At 29.4% G+C, this 22715-nt stretch carries 20 protein-coding genes; 2 read left to right on the top strand and 18 right to left on the bottom strand.

Features of this window, described 5'->3' with window-relative positions:
• Window positions 1–10: 10 nt before the first annotated feature.
• The 15 genes from ON24_RS07560 to ON24_RS07490 all read right to left on the bottom strand — a co-directional run bounded on the left by ON24_RS07560 (window position 11) and on the right by ON24_RS07490 (window position 16361).
• Window positions 11–1165 (bottom strand): V-type ATP synthase subunit C, encoded by a 1155-nt coding sequence (locus ON24_RS07560; RefSeq protein WP_016358037.1) that lies wholly within the window; start codon window positions 1163–1165, stop codon window positions 11–13.
• A gap of 12 nt (window positions 1166–1177) precedes the next feature.
• Window positions 1178–1801, bottom strand: a complete 624-nt coding sequence (locus tag ON24_RS07555) for a V-type proton ATPase subunit E (RefSeq protein ID WP_016358036.1) — start codon at window positions 1799–1801, stop codon at window positions 1178–1180.
• Window positions 1802–1820: 19 nt separating this feature from the next.
• Entirely contained in the window at window positions 1821–2306 is a 486-nt protein-coding gene (locus tag ON24_RS07550; RefSeq protein WP_016358035.1) for a hypothetical protein, read from the bottom strand.
• Between the two features lie 78 nt (window positions 2307–2384).
• A complete protein-coding gene (locus ON24_RS07545; RefSeq protein ID WP_016358034.1) occupies window positions 2385–4382 on the bottom strand; it encodes a V-type ATP synthase subunit I in 1998 nt (665 codons plus the stop codon).
• Window positions 4383–4391: 9 nt separating this feature from the next.
• Window positions 4392–4706 carry an ATP synthase archaeal subunit H gene (ahaH, locus tag ON24_RS07540; protein ID WP_016358033.1) on the bottom strand — a complete coding sequence of 105 codons (315 nt, stop codon included), beginning with the start codon at window positions 4704–4706 and terminating at the stop codon, window positions 4392–4394.
• Window positions 4707–4862: 156 nt separating this feature from the next.
• Window positions 4863–5237, bottom strand: coding sequence for a hypothetical protein (locus ON24_RS07535; protein ID WP_016358032.1), 375 nt, complete (start codon window positions 5235–5237; stop codon window positions 4863–4865).
• A gap of 646 nt (window positions 5238–5883) precedes the next feature.
• Complete coding sequence (locus ON24_RS07530; protein WP_016358031.1) at window positions 5884–6222, bottom strand: hypothetical protein; 339 nt, start codon at window positions 6220–6222, stop codon at window positions 5884–5886.
• Between the two features lie 172 nt (window positions 6223–6394).
• Complete coding sequence (locus ON24_RS07525; RefSeq protein WP_016358030.1) at window positions 6395–6898, bottom strand: nitroreductase family protein; 504 nt, start codon at window positions 6896–6898, stop codon at window positions 6395–6397.
• Between the two features lie 16 nt (window positions 6899–6914).
• Window positions 6915–7751: a citryl-CoA lyase gene (locus ON24_RS07520; protein ID WP_050553601.1), complete on the bottom strand. Its 837-nt coding sequence runs from the start codon at window positions 7749–7751 to the stop codon at window positions 6915–6917.
• Window positions 7752–7832: 81 nt separating this feature from the next.
• Window positions 7833–8714 carry a fumarate hydratase gene (locus ON24_RS07515; protein ID WP_016358028.1) on the bottom strand — a complete coding sequence of 294 codons (882 nt, stop codon included), beginning with the start codon at window positions 8712–8714 and terminating at the stop codon, window positions 7833–7835.
• Window positions 8715–8753: 39 nt separating this feature from the next.
• Window positions 8754–9659, bottom strand: a complete 906-nt coding sequence (locus ON24_RS07510; RefSeq protein ID WP_040682509.1) for a peptidase — start codon at window positions 9657–9659, stop codon at window positions 8754–8756.
• Window positions 9660–9703: 44 nt separating this feature from the next.
• A complete protein-coding gene (locus ON24_RS07505) occupies window positions 9704–11104 on the bottom strand; it encodes an MmgE/PrpD family protein (RefSeq protein WP_016358026.1) in 1401 nt (466 codons plus the stop codon).
• A 499-nt stretch (window positions 11105–11603) separates the two neighbouring features.
• Window positions 11604–12833, bottom strand: coding sequence for a metal-dependent hydrolase family protein (locus tag ON24_RS07500; protein WP_040682501.1), 1230 nt, complete (start codon window positions 12831–12833; stop codon window positions 11604–11606).
• 343 nt (window positions 12834–13176) lie between these two features.
• Window positions 13177–14526 carry a DUF3100 domain-containing protein gene (locus tag ON24_RS07495; protein ID WP_040682500.1) on the bottom strand — a complete coding sequence of 450 codons (1350 nt, stop codon included), beginning with the start codon at window positions 14524–14526 and terminating at the stop codon, window positions 13177–13179.
• A gap of 569 nt (window positions 14527–15095) precedes the next feature.
• Window positions 15096–16361 carry a TiaS agmantine-binding domain-containing protein gene (locus ON24_RS07490; protein ID WP_394295812.1) on the bottom strand — a complete coding sequence of 422 codons (1266 nt, stop codon included), beginning with the start codon at window positions 16359–16361 and terminating at the stop codon, window positions 15096–15098.
• Between the two features lie 403 nt (window positions 16362–16764).
• Between ON24_RS07490 and ON24_RS07485 the strand changes: the two genes are divergently transcribed.
• Window positions 16765–17703, top strand: a complete 939-nt coding sequence (locus ON24_RS07485; RefSeq protein WP_040682498.1) for a transcriptional regulator — start codon at window positions 16765–16767, stop codon at window positions 17701–17703.
• A 14-nt stretch (window positions 17704–17717) separates the two neighbouring features.
• On the opposite strand, the gene ON24_RS07480 is transcribed toward ON24_RS07485, so the two are convergent.
• Together ON24_RS07480 and ON24_RS07475 are read right to left on the bottom strand one after the other, a co-directional pair.
• Entirely contained in the window at window positions 17718–18452 is a 735-nt protein-coding gene (locus ON24_RS07480; protein ID WP_050553600.1) for a hypothetical protein, read from the bottom strand.
• 228 nt (window positions 18453–18680) lie between these two features.
• Entirely contained in the window at window positions 18681–19022 is a 342-nt protein-coding gene (locus tag ON24_RS07475; protein ID WP_016358020.1) for a heavy metal-binding domain-containing protein, read from the bottom strand.
• 476 nt (window positions 19023–19498) lie between these two features.
• Between ON24_RS07475 and serA the strand changes: the two genes are divergently transcribed.
• Complete coding sequence (gene serA / locus ON24_RS07470; protein ID WP_040682497.1) at window positions 19499–21070, top strand: phosphoglycerate dehydrogenase; 1572 nt, start codon at window positions 19499–19501, stop codon at window positions 21068–21070.
• A gap of 612 nt (window positions 21071–21682) precedes the next feature.
• On the opposite strand, the gene ON24_RS09160 is transcribed toward serA, so the two are convergent.
• Window positions 21683–22501, bottom strand: coding sequence for a Mov34/MPN/PAD-1 family protein (locus ON24_RS09160; RefSeq protein ID WP_016358018.1), 819 nt, complete (start codon window positions 22499–22501; stop codon window positions 21683–21685).
• Between the last annotated feature and the right edge of the window lie 214 nt (window positions 22502–22715).

Here is a 22715-nt window from a genome sequence, read left to right as displayed (position 1 = left end):
ACATATGAAATCATACAAGCAACTCCGGAATCTTACTATCTGGAAATGCTTCTTCTCTTTTAGCTCTTGTAATGATTTTTAAGTTCTTAATTTCTTTCTCTTTACCACTTAAAAATCCTATAATTGGACCTACACCTAATGGTTTTTCTAAAGATAAGGAATGTGAATATTCAACAAAATATGTATCTAGAGCTTTTTCAAATACAGCAATAGATTCCCCATTATTGTATTGAGCTAAAGGCTCAGAAAGTATTTCACTGTATTTAGTTCCTTCTAATGAAGAAATAACTCCTTCAACATTATCAGATTCCATTAAATCTTTGAGTTTCCATTCTCTTAATTGATAACCTTCACTAATTAAGAAAGGACTAATTGAATCATAAGCTAAACCATTTTCTTTAGCTCTTATAATTAATTTAAGATTATCCATATCTACCTGGGTTCCAATATATGAATACATTGCTTCAGTATTGTCATTTCCTGGAACTTTAGTTGAGTGTAATAATTTATGTAAATAATATTTATCTAATGCATTTGTAAATGGTAATAAAGAACCTTGTTCCTCATATTCTGGAATAGCATCAGTTAAAACATCAGCATATTCGGTTCCATCTAATCCTGCAATAACATCAGTTACAGAACCTGCATCAACTAAACGATCTAAGTCTTCATATAATGAACCGGAAGGAAGTAACAAATTAGATGTTTGTTCATTATTATATCCTACTTCTTTAGCAGTTAATAATGCTTTAATATTAGCAATATCAGTTTTAGTAGCTAAAACATCAAATGAATCCTTAATTTCATCAGGTGCAATAGTTGCAAGATATTGATAAGTATCTGCAAGATGTGTATCTAATGATTTTTCAATTGAGTATTCATTTATGTATGGAGCATAATCTGGTAATCCTCTTAAATAATTTGTAAGCTCATCAATAGAATCGGTTTCTATGATTTCTGACATTTGTTTATCATCTAAAAGTCTACCTTTTCTTGCTCTGACCTTAGCAATAGGGTTGAGATAAGGATAAATATCTAATATAGGTCTACTAGTAACAACAACTACAACAGCACCAACAATCAATATTGCAATAATTACACCTACAAGGAGTAATTCATTAGAAAGTCCTAATTGTGTTATTAAAGTAGCTATTTCATCAGCCATATATTCTCACTCCTATCTAAATAATATTTGAGCAACTTCACTACGTAATGATTGTTTGAATCTAGATTCCCTAGCTTCAATAGTATTATTTACTTCGATATCTCCATTTTTAGTTTTAACAATAGCTCCACCAATAGTGTCTATTGGCTCACCAAATTCTAAAGTAGTAGTTACATTAGTGTCAGAAGATATATTACTAGCCATAGAACTTAAAGCACTTTGAATTTTAGTTTTATCTGCTTCTTTAGTTTGAACGATTAAATCTCCACCGCCAATTTCAACAGCAGCTTCTTTTATTAATTTATTTAATGCTTCCACATATTTTGGATCAGCAGTAGATGCTAAATCTTTTAAATCGTCCATAGCTTTATCGAAAGCCATTTCGATAACTTCTTCTTTAGCCCCTAACTCATCTCTACGTTGATTCATTCTAGCTTCAGAGATAATTTGTTGATGTCTCATGTTAGCTTGTTTTTCACCATTAGCAATAATTTTAGCTGATTCTTTATCTGCATCAGCTTGTCCATTTGCTATTATAGCATCTGCTTTGGTTTGAGCTTCTTGAATTATTCCATCAGCTTTAGTTTGAGCCTCAGAGTTTATGTTAGAGACAATTTTATCTGCCCCAGAACTCATTTCTTGACCTCCTAATCACTTATAATATTCCACCGAATACCATGAGTAAGATAGCAATCAAGAAACCGTAAATAGCCTGAGTTTCAGGTAATGCTGAGAAAATAATACCTCTTGCGAACATATCATCATTTTCAACAATTGCACCTACAGATGAACCTGCAACAATACCTTGACCCATACCGGAACCAAGACCTGCAAATCCAACAGCAGCACCTGCACCAATAGCAACAATACCTACAGCAGTGGATAATCCTTTACCTCCACCACCAAGTAATCCTGAAAATACTAATAATAAGATAGCAATCAAGAAACCGTAAATAGCCTGAGTTTCACACAAAGCTGCAAAAATAATACCTCTTGAGAACATATCCCCATCTTCAGCAACAGCACCTACAGAACCTGCAGCTGCCATTCCTTGACCTAAACCTGATCCTAAACCAGCGAAACCGACTGCTACACCAGCACCAATAGCTGCTAAAGCAGTTCCTAAGACAATTTCTACCATAATTTATTTCTCCTTAAATTATATCATAATTTTGAAATTAATTTTATTTTTAAATATTAAAATTGTAAATGAAAAAATCTATTTGTTAAGTTTTGTAAATTTCCTACCTGCTTTGAAAGCCTCAAATCTGTTTTTTCCACCCATGAAGAATTGAGCAAAGAATTCAACATAGTTAAGACGTAATGCATTAACACCAGCACCTAAAGTTTGGAAAAGCCAGTTAAATATATGACCACCAATGAATACAATGATAGCGAGAATAATTCCAATATATGGAATCATAGTACCACACATTACAGTAAGAATGTTTACAGCCATTGCAATACCTGCAGTAGCTAAACATAATGCAAGTAACCTAGCAAATGAAAGGACATCTCCCATATAACTGAAGAAATCCATAATTCCATAAGCTCCTCCTCCCCAGAATAAGAGGCCGAAAGCAGCGATTATGAAAATAGCTCCAATTATTATTCCAATCATTCCAATTGCAGGTAACATGTATCCAAGTGCTAAGAATACAATACCAATTTCTAAAACGAACCAAACAATTTGATTAGTCCAAGCATCTTTTTTATTACCATATCTGTAATTGTTGATTGCACCTAAAAGGAAACCAATATTAAGATAGACTAAACCAAGAGCAATTGCAATAACTAAAATTACTGCTGCATTGGTAAATGCATCTAAACAGGTAGTTGGAAGTGCTCCCATACCTAAGACTCTAGATGAGAAATCTCCCAATAGACCGTTGGTTAAAAGACCTAAAAGTATAGCCCATAAACTTGAAGCCATAAATATTTTACCAAAGTCTTTTGAGGTTTCGCTATTTCTTCCAAGACCTCTATATAATACAAAGTATCCAACTAAAAAGTTTAACAATCCATACATTGCATCAGTTAAACAGAACCCAAAGAATAATGGGAATGTAATAGCTACAAATAAAGTTGGATCAACCTCATTATATTTTAAAGGTGAATACATATCAACTAATATTTCATATGGTTTAACGTATCCAGAGTGATTTTGAAGAACAGGTACATCTTCACTGTCATCTGGAATTTCTTCTTCCTCTATAACACAATATCCATCACTTGCAGTTTCAATAAGTTTTTTAGTTTCTTCTGCTTTTTTAACTGGTACCCAAGCTTCAAATACTTTAGAGTTTTTAGTTTCACCGAAACTAGTGTAAATCTCATTTTTATCTTTTTCATTCTCTAATTGTTCTTTTAAAGCTAAGATATCGTCATCCCATTTTTTAGCAAGCTCTTTAAATTGAGCTTGTAACTGGGTTTTTTCATTAGCAATAGCAGATAACCTAGCATTAGCGTTAGCAATGAAATCAGAAGGTTTACCTTCCATACCACTAACATCTAAATTATCAAAACCGAATTTTCTAAGTGTAGAATAGACAGTGTCTTTATATTCATTAGAACTAACTACAATAAAACTATTAAAAGCTTCATCAGAATTAGTTTCATCAATTACAATTTCATCAGTTATTTTATTCAATTCTGCTTTTACTTCAGAAGCAGATTCAACAGCAATCCTTCCAACTATTGTTGAAGTAGTATTAGTGTCTGCTAAAATACCTAAGTCATAATTAAAGTTAATTAATTTTTGAGCAACGGTAATTTTAGAATTTAATCTACTTGCTTCAGTGTCGAGAGCGGATAATTTATCCTGTACTGGAGATATTTCAGTACTAGCATCATCTAAAACAGATTCTGCATAGATTATCAATGCGTCAGTATCCATCGGTTCCACATTTTTAGGAACAATCAATTCTGGATTAATTAATGAATGAATCTTATCTTTCTTACTTGTATTAAACATTAAAGCATTTGCAATTGCATCGGAAAGACTAGTTGTTTTCATTAATAATGATGATATTCTACCAGTTTTAGATGTGGATTTAGCAGGAGTTAATAGTTCCCCAATCTCAGGATCTTGTTGAATACGTTCTGAAATATCATCAATTTGAACAGTACCTGCCTCATGTAATTCACTAATTATTGAAGGAGCATACTTATCCAAAGTGACTATTTTAAGTTTACGCATTCTTTCAGTTTGAAACATTATCTCACACTACAACAATTTTTCAACAATAACAGAAGCTGCTTCATCAACATTCACTGAAGATTTAGCTTTAATAGACTCAACATTTTTTTCAGATTGAGCTTTAATTTGTTCAGCCTCTTTTTTAGCTTCTTCTTCTGAATTTAAAACAGTGACCTCAGCCTCATGTGATGCATTACTTTTAGCTTCTTCCATTAATTGGTTAGATTTAGCAGTAGCTTCATTAATTAAATCTTCAGATTTAACTTTAGCATCTTCCACTACTTGAACAGCATCACTTTCAGCCTTTTTAATCATTGAGATAGCCTCTGATATTTCTGCCATTTTTTATCACCATGGTATTTAAAATTTTATCTAGATTATAATACGCGATTTTAAATAAAAATCCAACTCTAAATAAAACACATAAAGTTCATTAATAAAATTCAATAAGTTTCAATTTATTAATACAAAAAGATTTTTAAAAAAAAGTTAAAAAAATTACTTCTTTTTACTACTATGATAAAAATATCCTAGTAATCGTGGAGGTAATTTCTTCATATATGCTAAAATTGAAATAGCAATCAAAACAATACCAAATACTAAAAAAACATAATTATAAGGATTTTCCAAAAACATATAACCTAAAATAGCGAATAATATGCCTTCACAAAATAACATAGCCTTATTCCATTCTGGTCTATATGAGACCAATGGAAACGCTACTCCCACTAAACAAACAAGTACAGCAGTAGCTAAGTTTTCACTAGTAAAAGGTTCGCCTAGATAAAATGGAGCTATTGCTAAGCTAATCATAACAAATAAGAAAACAATTGAGTATACTTGCATCCTTTTTTGATAAGTCATCTGAACCATATTATCTACCTAAAAACCTATTTTATACTAAAAATAATTTTCTCTTATTTATCATATTATTAATGTATTAATTTATTTAATTTTTAATATAATAAATTAACTATTATTTCCTAAAAAATTAGAAAAAAATATTGAAAATAAAAATTTTAAAATATTAAAAATTTACAATTAAAATTTTGTTTAAGATAATTTAAATATTTTTTTAAAAAAAATATGATAGTTAAGAATGAAGAATAAATAGAGTTTTAAGAGATTTCCTATAAAGACTTAAACAAATACTAATAATGTATATAAAAAATTATATGAAAAATTAATAAATACAGTATACTGTCCATTTAATAAAATAATGAAATAAAATAAGCTTACAATAAAAAACACAAAGAATTAAAAAAATTATTTATGAAAATAATAAAAAAATCTATAAAACAATGTTTTTGAAAAAACATGTTAAAATAATAACTACCATATATATGAAATATGTAAAAAACCAATAAGAAAATAGTTTTTTGAAATTTTAGAAAGAATCTCTAAAAATTCAAGGATAGTTTCTAAAATCTTTAAGAAAACTTTAAAGAAATTAGTAAAAAAAACTCAACTAAAATAGTTTATAAAAATCTTAAGAAATTCAAAAAGGAGTTTAAGAAAATTAAGAAAATGAACCCCTGTCTAAATCAATTTCATTAAACTCATCGAAATCCAATTTTTCACCATCATTTTCAAGTTTTGTTGTAATTAAAACATACTGGGAATTTCTATAAAAAGCATATAAAAATAGGACTAAATTTCCAAATAGAAACCATGCAGTGAGAGTAGCTGCAAGTATAATGCAAATTAAATGAGCTACCCAATTGCCATATGCCCTCTTATAAAGAAATGAAAAATTATCATCATATGAATGTAATTTAAAATTGTTCTCCTCAAGAAGATCTGTAAATTTATCTAATTCTTCTTTATTTTTAGCATGTATTGTAAGAGGTCTCATCATCTCAACTACTTAATATCTTTTTAAAATAAACAATAAAACTAAAATACCCATCAATTAAAGATTAACAAATTCAACATTGACAAACTTAACATTCAATTATATCCTTAACTGATTAATAAAACCCGAGGAAATAATATTAAAAAACCGATAGGTGAAATAATTAATACTCAGATTAAATATATTCACTTATATCATTGGCTGTTTTTTTATCTTGAATTCTTGGACCTGCATCAACATGTCCTAGTGGAGTAAATAATAATGGAGCATATTTATCTGAGTTAATTAATTCCTCAGCTGCATCTGGATTAAATGCACCAACATAACATGTGCCTAATCCTAAACTTGTTGCTGCAAGAATGATATTATCCATGACAATAGTCCCATCGATATCAGCAAAGTTTTTATTATCATACCTACGTGTCCAAGCATCTTCTTTTGAAACTGCAACACACAATACAATTGGTGCTTGTAAGAACCATTCTGAGGGATAAACCTTCTTAAGAGCCCCCCTATTTTTATTTGTGTCAATTACATAAACCTTAAAAGGTTGAAAATTTACTGCAGTAGGAGCTTTTGCAGCTACATCTAAAATTTTATCTAAGTCTTCTTTACTAACTTCCTCATCAGTGAATCCACGTACACTATATCTTTTATCAATTACATCAAAAAAATCCATATTGACCACCATTAAATTATTTTCTATTATTTACTTGTTTATTTTCAAATCCTGTGTAAGTGATATCATCTAATTCACAGAATCTTCTAAACTCTTCCTCATCCATTTTCTCCTCATAACTATGGGCAACCAAACCTGGGAGTCTGCCTATCATAAATACCCCTATACCTAACTCAGGATTAAAACCTAAATCTGAAAGAATAGCTCCATTAATACCATCCACATTTAAGGATATGCCCTTCCTTTCCCTCAATAATTGTTCCATACTCAACGCAAGTTTAACGTGTGGACCTAAACTTCCCTCTTTAATAACCAAATCAATTAATTTACGTGCTCTTGGATCCTTATCATGGTATCTATGACCAAAACCTGGAACCTTCTCATGTTTTGAAATCTTTTCACATACAATATCCAATGCCTTATCTGTAATTTGGGGGTCATCCAAATCAGGATCTCCAGATATATGTAAACTGTTAATTCCATCCTGATACATTATCATGACTTTCTCAATAGCTCCAGCATGATGATATCCAAAGGATAGCAAACCGCCAGCAACTGCATTATTAATTGGAGAACCACTTGAAGATATAATCCTTGCAGTCTGAGTACTTGGAGGTGTTACACCATGATCACAGAAGGAAACAAGTACATGATTTAATAATCTGCCTTCTTTTTTACTAGGTAATTTACCTAAAAGTAATAAATATACCATTTCACTATAACTTAGATGTTCTATTAGATCTACTTGATTATAACCTCTTGTAGAAATCTTATTAGGTTCTACCTTAGTAATTGCAGTAGTAAGATTATGTTCTGGAATTTTAAACTTATTATGTACTTTTTTATTCTCCAAGTTTATGCCTCACATTAGTTTATAAGATAATATAAATATCAATATCTAAATTTATAAAACTTACCTCTTAAAAAATAGAAATTATATTTTAATTGTTGAAATACGAGGTTCAACAAAACAGCAGGGTCTTGCACATACTATCCTAACACCACTTGCCCTTTGAGGACCGATATTTAAAAATGTCCCTAAAACAGTAGTATGACCTTTAAGACCCATAGGACCAATATTTAATTTGTTTAATTCATTTGTAATGAAGTTTTCAGTGTTACTTTGGTAATTTAAATTACCATAAACCATAGCCTTTAACATTAGATGACTTGCTTCATAATGACTTCTCCCAATACCAATTGCAGGAATGGAAGGTGTGCAGCCCAACATTTTAAGAGATTCCTTAAGCCAATCAATCGTTTCATTTATTACGATTTTTCTATCATGCTGATGATAAACCCTATATGTTTTAGAACGTATTTCAGGTCCACCACCTAAAAGTAATATATGAATATGTATCTGATTTTCTAAATCCCTGGAATAACTCCTATTATTCTTATCAAAGGAATCAATGGAAATAGGTGCAGGTAACATCATGGAAGGCTCATCATATAATCCTTTAGATTGCTCAATTCGCTCTAAAGGATTTCCTTTAACAGCCATAGGACGTCCAGGTAAATCATCCAAACCTTGTTTCAAGCCTTCCTTAATATCTCTTATAAATCCTTCAGGAAGGGATCTGTTCTCACCTAATTCTACCAATATATGAGGAATACCTGTATCATCACATAATGGGAGTTTTCTTAAAGATGCGATTGATTCGTTTCTAATCATTTGTTCCAATGCCCATACTGCATTATCATTAGAAAGTTCCTCCTCTAACTTTAAAGCTCTTTTAAATCCGTCAATTCTATCCTGACTATAAGTAGTACTGGCTTTAATAACCCCATCTGCAATCTTATTAATTAAAGACATAATTCACCATAATATTTTAAATAACTAAACCATTAACGATTAAATTTCAGGAACAGCCAAATCCTTTGATGCTTGAGGTGAGATTACCGCATCAGGACAGTATTTATCTATTATCCTTTTTACAAGCTCTACTTGTTTTACTCTTTTTACTGCATCCTGACTTGTTGTATCCCAGGAATGTGTTTTTGCAACAGAACCTCCCGTTTTAAGATAAATTGGAGCCGCCACTTTTATCATGCTTGGAACCTCATAATGACGTATAAAACCTCCAGAGGATTTAGGGTTTTCTGTATGAACATCCATAGGTATATTAATAGCAGAACGTATAGATGCAAGCATAGGTATTTGAAGATCCCTTACAGGATTTAAAGAATTAAGACCAATTGATTCAAATAGTTTAGCACTTGCAGGATTTGAACAGCCTGCATGGGCAGACAATTTAAAGTGTAACGTTTTTGGAAGTTGGCCCTCATTTCTCATTTTAGATAAAACATATAAAAGACCCTCATCATATAATAGTATTCCACGGACTCCAAGAGAGACTGCCCTTTTAACATCCTCAATTGCATAAACTAGATTGTCATAACCTCTAAGCCTATATCCTATACGAATACCTTCCTTGGTATGAACACTTGCACTTGTATCATAAGTTGCCCTTGGACCTACAGCTAAAAACAGTTCCACTCCATTAGATCCTGCTAAATCAACCATTCGGCTAATTTCATCATCGGTTAAAAACATGATTCCCTTAGTCTGTGTAATTCTATGAATAAAAATATCTTTTTGTTTACAAGTTTTTAAAACTGTTTCAAGAGCATTTACAGATTGAATTCCAGGTATTTCTAATCTATACTGACCTTTATCATTAAAACACTTTGAAGACACATAATTAGAATCTTGTTCTTCAATACCTAATCCTTTTAAGAAATTCTTTGTATCATCCATCATAATATTTCCCCGATTTAACTTATCATCAAAATTAAATTCCATTATTCATAAGAATCAATTAAAACATTAATTAACTCATCCATCTTTGAAGATTCCATATAATCAATCTTATTTAATTTTTGAACCCCATAAGTTGGATTTAATTTTCTGAATTTATCGATAACCTCTCCAGGACTTACTGGATTATGTTTATTTCCTTTTGAATAGATGGTAGTGTGTTCAAATGCCCCACCTCTAAAACTTTCATTTAGATTAATTTTAACATTAGCCGGACGGGCACCTGCCTCTAAAGAATCGAATTCTTTTTTATCATGAATAATGATTTTAGGAGCCAAGATTTTAATCTCTTTAACCTTCTCATCCTCAACCTCATCAATATCCTTAAAAAGACCATCCTCAATTAAATAATTAATCTTTGTAAGACCAACCTCACCACATACCAACGCAATGGCCACCGCATATGGAAGTGATTGCCTTAATTCTTCTTTATTATGAGGTTTATAATTATCATGTTCTGATGCAATCTTATATGTGAATATTTCAACGGATTCGATTACATCGTATTGTTTTTTAATTATATTATGCAAATACAAGCTTGACTCAATAGCTGAGTGAATATGTCTACAGAAAGGATATAGTTTAAAGTAAACATCACTAGTTTGAAGGAATTTACCGAAATCATTCATATATCTGTTAATCTTATTTGAATTGACTTCTTTTAATGTCTTACCAGAACGTATATCCCCTATTGCCATGGCCTTCAGGAAACCCTCATCACCATCGATGATAGACTCGGGACCTGTAAATCCATTATAGGCCAAGAATGCAGAAACGATTCCTGCCCTTGCAGCATTACCTGAGTGAAAAGCTTTAGCCATAGTTCCCTGATGATCTGATTCTAAAAGTCCTGCAGACTGTGTTCCGCAAAGACCTAAACATTGTATTGTTTGATAAAAGTTTAATCTTAAAATCTTACTTGCAACGGCACCAGACACATATGTACCTATTGTTCCGGTTGAATGAAATCCTTGATTTCTATGATTGGGATTTGCAATGGAACCAATCAATATTCCGGTTTCATAACCTGCAAGAATAGCTTCTATAAATTCCTTACCATTAACCTCTAATTTACGGCTCAATGCAATGGCAGTCGAAAATGCGACGGTTCCAAGATGTACAGATGCCACATCATGACCATCATCCAAATCAAGAACATGTGAGGAGGTACCTAAAAACATTGCATCAGTTAAGATTGAATTATCATAATTATGGTCCATAAGACTAAATGAATCTTTTAAAATCTGAGGAGCCATTTCATTGCGTCCCCTTAAATATACACCAATATAATCAATAAAAGCTAGTTTAATCTGTTTTAAAGCATCATCAGATATATCTTCATATTTTAAATTTACAATAAAATCGGCAATTTTCTTTACAATCATAAAAAACACACAGACTAATTAGATAAATAATTTTTAAAAATGATTAATTAAAATAATATTAATATTTTGTAAACTATATTAATTAAATTTTTAGTTATAATATTAATAATAATAAAAACCCATTTAAATAAACAAATATCTAAAAATAGCCTCAATATAATTTAGATTATGGAGATAATTGGAGATTATATAATAAAAAATAAAAAAATCAATAAAACAGCTGAAGATTTAAAAAAAAAAATTATAATATCATAAGATTAAGATTAAAATCATTAAAAATAGTAAAATAAAAATAAAAAAACAGCCAAATATTTAAAAACAACCCAATGCATTAAATTATGAGGATATTTGAAAATCATATAATAGCTTATTAAAAATAGCCAAATCTTTAAAGATTGCTTTAAAATAGTTTAAATTTAAAAATAATAAAACATAAACCTAATTCAAAATAAAAGGAAAATAAAATTAAACCCGACTTAAATAAAAAATAAATTAATATTTAATTATTTAAATGGTTTTTAAAGATATGTCCGTCCCTTACCACCAATTTGATATTGTCTTTATTTTTAATATAGGATATATCATCTAAAGGATTTTTATCTGTAAGAATTAAATCAGCATCATGATGTAGTCTAACTGAGCCAATCCTATCATCCAGACCTAAAAATTGGGCTGCCTTATAGGTACCTGCACTTATTGCCTCCTTTTCACTCATGCCGATTTTAGTTAAATTCTCAAGTTCACCTAAATTAATACCATGATCCACTACACCACAATCTGTACCCATTAAAAGATTTACACCTTCCTCATATGCGGTTGTAATATTCTCAGAATGTACCTTGACAACATCCTTAAGTTTTTTAATATTGCCCTTATTAACCCTATAGGATTCATTGGGATTTTTATATAATTCCTTATGGACAAGTAAAGTTGGAATTATACTCATATTATGCTCTTTAATCTCTTTTGCCGTTTTTCTATCTACAAAAGTACCGTGTTCTATTGAGGATACACCTGCTGCAATACAGTTTCTCATCCCTGCTATTGAATGAGAATGTGCTGCTACTTTAAGATGATTAGCTCTTGCCTCATCAACTATGGTTTTTAATTCTTTTTTATTGAATTGTGGATTTTGTGGGAAACCGTAAGCACTTAAAACTCCACCTGATGCCATGACTTTAATAAAATCTGCTCTTGCACCAATACAATCCCTTGTCATTTTAAGTACATTACTTTCACCGTCTCCAATACATCTAGGCATTCCAGGATAAGATATTCTCATATCATGACCTGAAGGTTCTGTATAATCAAAATGACCTCTTGTAATAGATAAAGGACATACACTAATAAGGGTCTTAGGTAGTGGAAATCTAAATTGTTCTGATTCTCTTTTAAATCCGATATCTGCAAGACCACAATCCCTGACTGTAGTTACACCACATTCAATGGTATCCTTTCCATTTATAAGACCATTATAAAAATAGGTAGATAAGGGATTTCTCATATTATCCTCATAATGAAAACCATTAGCCATCAAATGAGTGTGTAAATCAATAAATCCTGGAAGAATATACTGATTATCCCCATCAATAACCTTAACATCATCATCAACTTTTATGTTTCTTGAAATCTCTTCAATTTTCCCATCACTAATCAAGATAGATGTATCTAAAAGATCATTGTAAGTTGAATCTATGACTATCACATCTCTTATTAATATATCATCCATAAAAACACCATTTTTATAAAGCTTATAATTAATTATAATATATTTAAAATTAGTTTTATTAGTTTCTATAAGATTATTAATATTTTATAAAAAGATTATTTTAAGTCTTAAATTATAAGATTTGAAAATAAAAGAAGATTAAAACGTAAACTATAACCTATCAATTTTTTATTCCTAAATTATAAGATTTGAAAATAAAAGAAGATTAAAACGTTTAAACTATAACCCATCAAAAAAAAGACATTTAATACTTATTTTTAATTTAAGCGATTTTAAATTTAAAATTGAATCTTTAAGAAAATTAATTTAAAAAATAAGATTTAAAAAGAGGGTTTAAGAATATTTAGATTGCACCTGTACCCATTAATACAAGTTGAGCAATAGTAGCAGAACCTATAAATGTACCCAATATAACAAAACAGGTAACAATAGCTCCTCTCCAACCTAACTTTTTAAATTGATCCCAATCTCTTCCAATTGAAATACCAACATAACCAAGGTATACAGTAACGATTGAAGTAAGTTCAACATTATTAACATAGGTTACAATGATTGGAGATAATGGACACCAAGGCATTGAAAGAAGCATACCTATTATACTTACATATAAAATTGAGGATATATGATGTGGAAGTACACGCTCTAAAACAACACTAGCAAATGCCATAGCAGATAGGATCAACATTCCAACAAATGTAAAGTAAAATGATCTTCCTGTTGAAACACAATTTCCACAGGTTACAATAAATGAAAAGATTACAAATAGAATAATCCAATCACTAACCCTTTTCCATGTAATCTTATTGATTTCTTTACTTAAATCATGGTTTTTCATATCCTCGTCTTCATAACTTTGAGAGGGTATTGATGCAGAAGTAGTCCTACCAATCTTAGGTTCCAGCCAATAATATAATTTTTCAGTTACAGGTATTCCAATAAACATTGTAAGATAAATACCGAAACAGAAAGAAATTAGATTTGAAAAACCTGAAAATGCCATTATGGTATCTTTCATATCTGGAAAGATTGCAGTTAAAGGTGCAAGTGCAGCTGCATTCATACTTGCACTACCAACACCACTTGCCATTGCAAGAGCATAAGGGTGGAAAGGTAAAGAGGTAGAAAGACTTGAAACTAAACTAATAAAAACAGTACCAATAATAGTACCTATAACATAAACAGTTAAAACCCCCCTGGTTTCAGGAGATTTTGTACCATATTTATCAAGAATCGTACCAATATTAGGTTCCCTACAAATAGAACTTGTCATACCGATACTTTCTCTTTTAAATCCTAAAAGAAGAGCGATTGGTAAAGCAAAAAATATAGTTCCTAAATTACCAAATTCCTGTAATATAATAGCTGGACCTACATCAAATAAAAGCTTTAAAGCTTGACCACTTGACACTGCTAATTTAGCAAGAAGCGGAGTCATAAATAATAACATTAATCCTTCTGCAACTTTTGATTCATGATTTCCAATAAAAGTAATTGGTTTTGCAAGATAAAAAGCCAATCCTATAACCATTGCATAAAGTAATGGCATAATAACAATACTTACATTACCACCCAGATTGAATTTCTTCATACCAATCCATTCAGCAATGATAACCAAAAATAGTACTACAATATGTAGTTTATATTCCATCCATGGTCTTATTTTACGATCCTGAGATGTTGATTCCTTACTCATAAATATACCCTAATAAAAATTTAAAAAAATAATATTAAATTTAGGAGTTATAATATTATTCTAAAATAAATTAAAATATTATTTATTCTTTTAATTTATAAACTAATCTATTTTAGAAAATAAAATTCCCTAAATGTGAATAAAATTTAGTATAAAATGCAAAAAATGAATAATACTTCTTATTTTGAGAACATATACTTAAAACTAAATAGAATATAAATCCATTAGAACAAAAAGTAAATAATGAATCAATTATAAAAAATACTAAAATAAAGTCCATAATCCCCAAAAACATAGAATTCAAACAGGATATTAATAAAAATAACCAATATAAAAAGATTAAAAAAAATTAAAAATTAAGGACTTTAAGAATTTCAAAAAGAGAATTGAATTTTTTAAAAATTCAGAAAAATAGATAAAAATTGATTAAAAAAGCTAAAAACTTCAAAAAAAATTAATATAATATATTAATATTTAAGAAAAATATTATAAAAATGAAAAAAAGATTAAAAAATATTAGACCACTAAACAAAAAGTGAAAAAACTAGACAAAAAAGGAAGATATGAATCTAATCACTTAAATTCATACGAACAAGTGGTTTTGCCAAATGCCTACGTGCAGATACAGGAGTTTCATAGAATTTTCCCTCTTTTAATTGACGACTAATTTCATAAAGAATTTTAGAGGAGTCTCTTAAAATATATCCGCAATGTTTACACTTAAATCCTTTATTATGACCTGCAGAGCTTAAGGTTTTACCACATTCAGGACATTTTGGATTTCTATAGGCAATATTATTCAATTTAAGCACTTGGAATTTTTCAATATTAAATGTGTTTTCCTTTCCAATACCACCATATAACTTAACTTTATCCTTAGGTCTTAACCTAGCAACGATTTTTCTAAAATCTTTGGTAGGTTCATAAGCAGCACATTCAATGGAACCACTTTCATCCCCAAGTGTAAAGAACAGATGTCCACCTTCAATAGTGTGAGGTTTGTCTTTAACGAAACCCTCAACAATATATGAGCTGTATTGTTTCATGGAGGCAATATCCCTAGCATCCTCCAGATGCATATCAGTATGTTGATTTGTTAAATAAATACAGTATCTTTCTACTTCCTCACCATTAATTACAATTTTTTGGGCTTTTTTAAGGCTTTCGGGATCGTTTGCTCTAATACCATAAAGTACAGGACATGGAGTATTAGGTTCAATAGCCAAATAATCGCCGTCAATATTCTCAAAGGTGTCTGTTAATTTATCCATCCTAACAACGGAATCATAATCAATATGACGTTTGGTGCCCCTATTTTCCTTTAACCTATATGCCAAAAGTTCATAGGTATAGTCTGTAAGTTTACATGACATACTTGCAATAGATCCTATAATACCTCTACCTTTTTTAAATTTATGGATTTCGGCACCGATATGCTCTGCAAATTCTTCAGCCTCTTCAATTGTAATAATTGAATGTAATGCCTTATATGCAAAAGCCTCCATTTCTTCGGTGATTTCACCGTCATAAAACACTACACCTGGATTAGTATTATCACAATCAAACATTGCAAGCTCTTCAACTGCATCCAAAATAATTTTTTTAGCCTCATTTAAATCATGATCTTTAAATTGTTCTTTAGGAAATTTAAATGAAACTCCACCATTTCCACGTGTTTTGAATCTAGCGAAAGGATTTAACCTAATGAGTCTAGGATAACCTTCAATAGTAAACCCTTTATCTTTCAATCTTTGAATTACAAGTGCACAAAGATAGGTAGTGCACATTCCATCTGGTGAATCAGTATCATCAATACCTACATAAATATAACTTATACTAACACATCCAAAAAAATTAATAATATTAATATATTGTATATTATACCTTATATAATAATTTCATAAATATCATTAATCAAGGTTAAATTAGTAAAAGACTGAAACAACAGCTAAAGAAAACACAAAAACAAAATTAAAAGATTAGAATAAAAATTAAAAATCAAATATAAAAAACAATTAAATGATGAGATACCTTTAAAAGGGGGATTTAAAAAAATAATTAGCTAATAAAAAAATAATAAAAAAGATGAATTAATTTTAGATTTACTAATTAAAAAATAGAATAAATAAATAAGGAAATTTTCAATTTATATAATATATTCACTAAAAATAAAAAATCCTTTTAAATAGAAATTACATAATATATTATAATAATATTTTTATTCATGAGGTGATTCCTATGGCTACAAGTAGGAATATATTAATTCAAGAAATAAGTCAACTATTAACTACAGAAGGATTTCAAACATCAAATGTTTATGAACAGAGCTGTTTTGATATGGTGGCTCGTCGTAAGCTTTTGCTTTTACTTATGAAAGTTCTTGTTAATATTGATAGTGTTAATGAAACCCATGTAAATGAAATTAAAAAAATATCAGAAGTTTTCTTAGGAAGTCCATTACTTGTTGGACTTAAAACAAGAAACCGTCCATTAGAAGATGATGTGGTCTATGAAAGACATGGTATTCCAGCAGTCAGTCTTGGAACATTTAAAAACATGATTATATATAACGAATATCCTGAGGTATTGGCAAACCGTGGAGGATACTTTGTTAATATTAATGGTAAGCTTTTAAGGGAATACAGGGAAGAATATTCCTTATCACTTAAAGATTTAGCTGATTTAGCTCATGTATCCCGTGAAACAATATATAACTATGAAAATGGTAAAGTTAAGGCCAATATTGAAACTGCAATCATGTTGGAAGATGTTTTAAACACAAAGATAACCTTTGATATTGATATTTTTGAACCTTATCAAAATCAAGAGGAAATAACTACTGATAAAAACAATGATCTTGCAAAATTAGGTTTCGGTGTTGTAAATACAAGTAAAACACCTTTTGATGCACTTGCAAAACTTAAGGACACCAGTCAAAATGAAAGTCCATTAATTGCAAATCTTGAGAAAAATAGAAATACAAAAACACTTAAAAAAATGGCAATACCACTTAAAGACCTATCTTTAATTACATCCTCTGATTCATTCTTTGTAATAAATAATGAAAAATTCAAGGAATCAATTGACGGTATTCCTGTAATCAAATCATGGGAATTAAAAGAAGCAGATAACTCAAGTGAGTTTATTAAAATGGTAAAAGAGAGAAAAGATACTTAAATCTTTTCTTAAGTTTACTTATTTAATAATAGACCAAATGTCTCATCGGCTTCACGTTCAGAAGCTGCACTTACAGTTACCATATCAGCATAATCTAGTTTTTCTAAAAAATCAAAGGCCTCTTTAGGTGATTGAATACCACAGGCCAATATTCTTGAAATAATTACTTTTTTATTAATTTGATTGAGCAATGTTTTTAACTCTTCCTGCTGCTCTTTTACAAAGAAATCAACATCCATTGTATATGCTATTTTATTTACTGGAACCATATAAAAATCAAATAAATCAAGGTCAATGCAATCATCAACCAATTGTCCGGATGTTTTAAAAGGATAAGATGTGATAATACCTGGGATTATATTATGATCTTTAATCTCTTCCAAAACCTTAGCAGTATAATCCCAATCATAACCGTCAACTAGAATATCATCAACCAGCATTAAAGGGGTATCATAGTTAGATAATATTTCAATATCTGTTAAATAATCAACCTCTTCTCTTGCTTTTTTAAAATTAGGTGCCAGATAATTAACATCTGTATGACCTACAGTTCCAATTATTTTCATATCTGCACCTTGACCTTTAGCAATATCAATTGCATCTAACAAACATGAATCATTAGGGATATTCATAGCCCTTACTCCCTTTTCATATGCTTTTACAATAATAGATGCTATTTTTTCAGGATTATTATAAATATCCAATTCATATAACCGTGTCCTATGTCCAAAATATCCCTCACAGGTCATAGGTGCATAACCTAAAACTGCTTTTGGAATCTCAACATCATTAAAAACTATATTATCATTAAAAATAATATCAACACCATAAAAAATTAAATTAATAAAAAAAATTTAGATATAATCTTTAGTTTAATATTAAATTATAGGATTATTAAAATTTATTATTAAACTTTAAAGTAAAAATAAAAAAAAGTGTTTGGAAATTAGAAAGGACAAACAATAAAATTAGTATAACTATTCTATTTTTTTAGCTACAACAGCTGTACCATATGCTAAAACTTCCTGCATATTTGTAGAGATTGAATCAGAATCAAGTCTTACAGATATAATACCATTAGCACCTAATTGTTTAGCATGACTAATACATCTTTCAATGGATTCCTCCCTTGACTCTTCCATCATCTGAACATACTGTTTTATCTCACCACCAAAGAGACCTTTGATTCCGGCACCTATATCTCCACCAACACCACGGGCACGAACTGTTAAACCATAAACAAACCCTTTAATTTCAACTATTTCATAACCAGGCAAAAAATTTGCACTTGATACTAAAAATTCATCTACAGAAACCATAATATCACCAATTTTGAATATTATAAAATAATATCATGTTATAAACAATATTTAAAAAATGTCCAAATGCGAGGTATTAAAATAGATTTTAGTATTTTAAATAAGGAAAAATAGCTAAAACTAATTTAAACTCCAAAAGTTTAGAAACATCAAAAATTTAAATATTAAGAATAACAAAGATTATTTTATAATATAAACTATTAATTTATATTATTTTAAATTCAATTATATTTAAATTTTACGTATAATATAAAATAAAATCTTAGAAAAAAAGTAGATTAGATAATATTTCATTAAAATAAAAGCCAAAGGCTTTTAAAAATATCTAAGATGATATTTAAAACTATTTTATCAAATTAATATTAAAACAAATATTTAAATACTATTTTAAATATGAATTTTGTTTAACTAAATAAAATAGAGCTTATTTTTTATATTATTACTTATAAAGAAATTTTTAAAATATAGGTGAAAGGATGAAAGTACTTGTTGCTGATGCAATAGATCAAAAAGGTATAGATAGACTTAAAGAAGTCGCTGATGTTGTAGTGGATACTACCATTAGTCCAGAAGACTTATTAAAAACTATTAAGGAATATGATGGAATAGCTATCAGAAGTAGAACCAAAATGACTGCTGAGGTTATTGAAGCTGCTGAAAATTTAAAAATCATTGCAAGAGCAGGTGTAGGTGTAGACAATGTGGATTTAGATGCAGCTACTAAAAAAGGTATTATGGTTGTAAATGCACCTGAATCAACTTCAATTACTGTAGCAGAACATACCATGGGACTTATGTTAGCTGTTGCTCGTAAAATTGCAATTGCTGATAAATCTACCAAAGAAGGTAAATGGGAGAAAAAATTATTTAAGGGAATGGAACTTAAAGGTAAAACCCTTGGTGTAATTGGAATGGGTAGAATCGGTTCCCAAGTAGTAAAAAGATGCCAAGCATTCGAGATGGATGCACTTGCATATGATCCATACTTACCTCCTGAAGTAGCACAAGACATGGGAGTAGAGTTAACCGATTTAGATACTGTACTTAAAAACGCAGATGTAATTACTATTCATGTACCACTTACTCCTGAAACTAACCATTTAATCTCAACCGAACAATTTGAGATCATGAAGGAAAACGCAATTATTATGAACTGTGCTCGTGGTGGAATCATTGATGAAGATGCATTATATGATGCACTTAAAAATGATAAAATCGGGGGAGCAGCACTTGATGTATATGAAACTGAACCTCCTGAAGACAGCAAATTAATGGAACTTGACAATATCGTATGTACTCCACATATTGCAGCATCCACCAAAGAAGCTCAAAAAGGAGCAGCAATAATTATTGCTGATGAAATTGCAGATTTATTTGCTGGTAAAACCCCAAACAATGTTATTAACATGCCTAGAGTAGATAATTCTGGATTAAAGGATTCTGCAAAATACTTAGAATTATGTGAAAAATTAGGTAGTTTCATTTCACAATCCATTAACGGACATATTAAAGAAGTCTCAGTTATTTATGGTGGAGAAATTAGTGAACTTTCCAATAAAGAAATATTCACAAGAACTGTATTACAAGGTATTTTAAACCCTATATTAAGCAGTCCTGTAACTGTCGTTAATGCTCCTGCAGTAGCAGAATCCAGAGGAATTTCTGTAACCGAAGGTTCCAAAAAAGATGCAAAAGGTTACGATTCATTTATTAAAGTAACTGGTAAAACTGATTCTGATGAATTCTCTGCAGAAGGAACTGTTCTCTTTGAACCAAAAATCCTAAAAGTAGACGGTTACTGGGTAGATGTAAAACCTGAAGGAAACATGTTCATTGCTAGATACAAAGATGTACCTGGAACCATTGGCAGCATTGGCACCATTTTAGGTGAAGCTAATATTAATGTTGGAGTAATGCAAATTGGAAGAGACACCGTTGGCGGAAATGCAGTAATGATTCTTACTGTAGATCATGAAATTCCTGAAGATGTCTTAGAAAAATTAGTTGCTCTCGACAATGTTCACAATGCAGTTAAAATTAAATTATAATTTTAACTTCTCTTTTTTTTATTTTCACATACTTAAATTTCAATTAAATCCACAAACCATGTTACTAATTTTTAAAGTTTTTACTAATTATATAATAACTTGCTAAGTAAAATGTCATACCAAGCAAATTAAAATTACTAATTTTATAATAATTTACTAAGTAAACAATATTTTAATATGTTCCATTTTTAATTAATATCCAAAATCTAATGATTAAGTTTATTATTTTTAGATTTAAATGAAAATAAATTATATAAATAGAAATTTATAATTAAAAATAGAAGTTTATTATTAAAATAAGATTATATTTAAAGTAAATAAAAAAATTACAAAATCTAATTAGAAAAATAGAAGTTCACTATTAATCTAAGAATCATACTTGAAATAAAACTAAAGCATGAAAACCAATCAATAAAAAATCAAGAGATATACAGATCGGTATAAAGAAAATCAACAATAAAAATCGAGAAATAAATTAAAATCAATTAAGAACAAACCAATTAATAAAAATCAAGAAATATACGAAACCAATATAAACAAAATTAGTTAATAAAAAAATATATTAAAGGAAAAGGGAATTAAAAAAAATATTAGATACCTATACTGAAAGGATTACTCTTCCTTAAAATCATCTTCGCTATTACATTTATAGTCAATATCCTGATCATTTTTTATAACAATTCTAGGAACCGGCATACCCGGCTCAAGATTAATATTAATACCACGTTTAATATCACTAGCGTTAATCTCAATTACATTATTATCATCGAGATCCTCCGGATTAATAGTTATTGGATTTTCAGCAGAATCAGATTGACCTGGTGATGGAATATAAAAAGTGTTTTTATAATTTTTTGAAAATTCATCATAATCTGTTCTTTTATGGATATCATCAAAACTTTCAAGAAACTCCTCCTCTTCATCTGAGAAATTATCATCATCTGTAAGTATATCATCCTCATCAAAGAAATCGGAAAATTCCTCTTCTTTAAGATAGGAGTAATCACCTATTTCAAAATCCATGGGATTACCTCCCTTATCATATGCTTTAAAGGTTTCAATGGTATAAGGTAATCTTACAATCATGTGGAAAAATCCCCTTTTTGAAAAGATTTCCAAATCAGCATCGGAAGGCATTGCACTAGGACCTGGATGTGAATGAACAGTACCATAAAATTTAGTGTTTGGAGGCAGCTGATCATAATGGAGAACTGCGCCAGTATCAGAGGTTTCGCCTGGAATAAAAATTAGTCCAGTGATATATAGAGTATTATCCCTTATTAAACCATCTAACATAGATAAAAATTCATGAGGATATGCCTTCTTTGCATAGTATATAACAGATTCCAAAACTTCTCTATCAACACAGACCCTGTTAAAGGTGTTTGAATCATTATCATCTGATTTTAATATTTTTGAAATTAAACCCATTATATCTCTCCATAGTTTATTAATAAATAAAGATCATTAAATTTAAAATTAAATCATATTATAAAAATCATACTTACGATTTATAGATAATTTAAATTAATAGATATTTAAAAGTTATGAAAGAACCATATAAAAAATTATTAAGATTTTAGATATTTCTAAAATATGTTCCTATAAAAAATAGAAAAAAGTGAAAATTTAATAAAAAGAGGAA

Source organism: Methanobrevibacter boviskoreani JH1 (assembly GCF_000320505.1).
In the GTDB taxonomy this organism is placed as follows: Archaea; Methanobacteriota; Methanobacteria; order Methanobacteriales; family Methanobacteriaceae; genus Methanarmilla; species Methanarmilla boviskoreani.
This window is presented reverse-complemented; position numbering and strand designations above follow the sequence as displayed.

What these genes read in the sequence shown, in the direction of transcription:
- ON24_RS07535 (WP_016358032.1), bottom strand. Translation starts at nt 5,237, where the DNA reads ATGGTTCAGATGACTTATCAAAAAAGGATGCAAGTATACTCAATTGTT.
- serA (WP_040682497.1), top strand. Translation starts at nt 19,499, where the DNA reads ATGAAAGTACTTGTTGCTGATGCAATAGATCAAAAAGGTATAGATAGA.
- ON24_RS07555 (WP_016358036.1), bottom strand. Translation starts at nt 1,801, where the DNA reads ATGAGTTCTGGGGCAGATAAAATTGTCTCTAACATAAACTCTGAGGCT.
- ON24_RS07485 (WP_040682498.1), top strand. Translation starts at nt 16,765, where the DNA reads ATGGCTACAAGTAGGAATATATTAATTCAAGAAATAAGTCAACTATTA.
- ON24_RS07495 (WP_040682500.1), bottom strand. Translation starts at nt 14,526, where the DNA reads ATGAGTAAGGAATCAACATCTCAGGATCGTAAAATAAGACCATGGATG.
- ON24_RS07550 (WP_016358035.1), bottom strand. Translation starts at nt 2,306, where the DNA reads ATGGTAGAAATTGTCTTAGGAACTGCTTTAGCAGCTATTGGTGCTGGT.
- ahaH (WP_016358033.1), bottom strand. Translation starts at nt 4,706, where the DNA reads ATGGCAGAAATATCAGAGGCTATCTCAATGATTAAAAAGGCTGAAAGT.
- ON24_RS07560 (WP_016358037.1), bottom strand. Translation starts at nt 1,165, where the DNA reads ATGGCTGATGAAATAGCTACTTTAATAACACAATTAGGACTTTCTAAT.
- ON24_RS07510 (WP_040682509.1), bottom strand. Translation starts at nt 9,659, where the DNA reads ATGGATGATACAAAGAATTTCTTAAAAGGATTAGGTATTGAAGAACAA.
- ON24_RS07530 (WP_016358031.1), bottom strand. Translation starts at nt 6,222, where the DNA reads ATGATGAGACCTCTTACAATACATGCTAAAAATAAAGAAGAATTAGAT.
- ON24_RS09160 (WP_016358018.1), bottom strand. Translation starts at nt 22,501, where the DNA reads ATGGGTTTAATTTCAAAAATATTAAAATCAGATGATAATGATTCAAAC.
- ON24_RS07480 (WP_050553600.1), bottom strand. Translation starts at nt 18,452, where the DNA reads ATGACCTGTGAGGGATATTTTGGACATAGGACACGGTTATATGAATTG.
- ON24_RS07525 (WP_016358030.1), bottom strand. Translation starts at nt 6,898, where the DNA reads ATGGATTTTTTTGATGTAATTGATAAAAGATATAGTGTACGTGGATTC.
- ON24_RS07500 (WP_040682501.1), bottom strand. Translation starts at nt 12,833, where the DNA reads ATGGATGATATATTAATAAGAGATGTGATAGTCATAGATTCAACTTAC.
- ON24_RS07475 (WP_016358020.1), bottom strand. Translation starts at nt 19,022, where the DNA reads ATGGTTTCTGTAGATGAATTTTTAGTATCAAGTGCAAATTTTTTGCCT.
- ON24_RS07505 (WP_016358026.1), bottom strand. Translation starts at nt 11,104, where the DNA reads ATGATTGTAAAGAAAATTGCCGATTTTATTGTAAATTTAAAATATGAA.
- ON24_RS07515 (WP_016358028.1), bottom strand. Translation starts at nt 8,714, where the DNA reads ATGTCTTTAATTAATAAGATTGCAGATGGGGTTATTAAAGCCAGTACT.
- ON24_RS07545 (WP_016358034.1), bottom strand. Translation starts at nt 4,382, where the DNA reads ATGTTTCAAACTGAAAGAATGCGTAAACTTAAAATAGTCACTTTGGAT.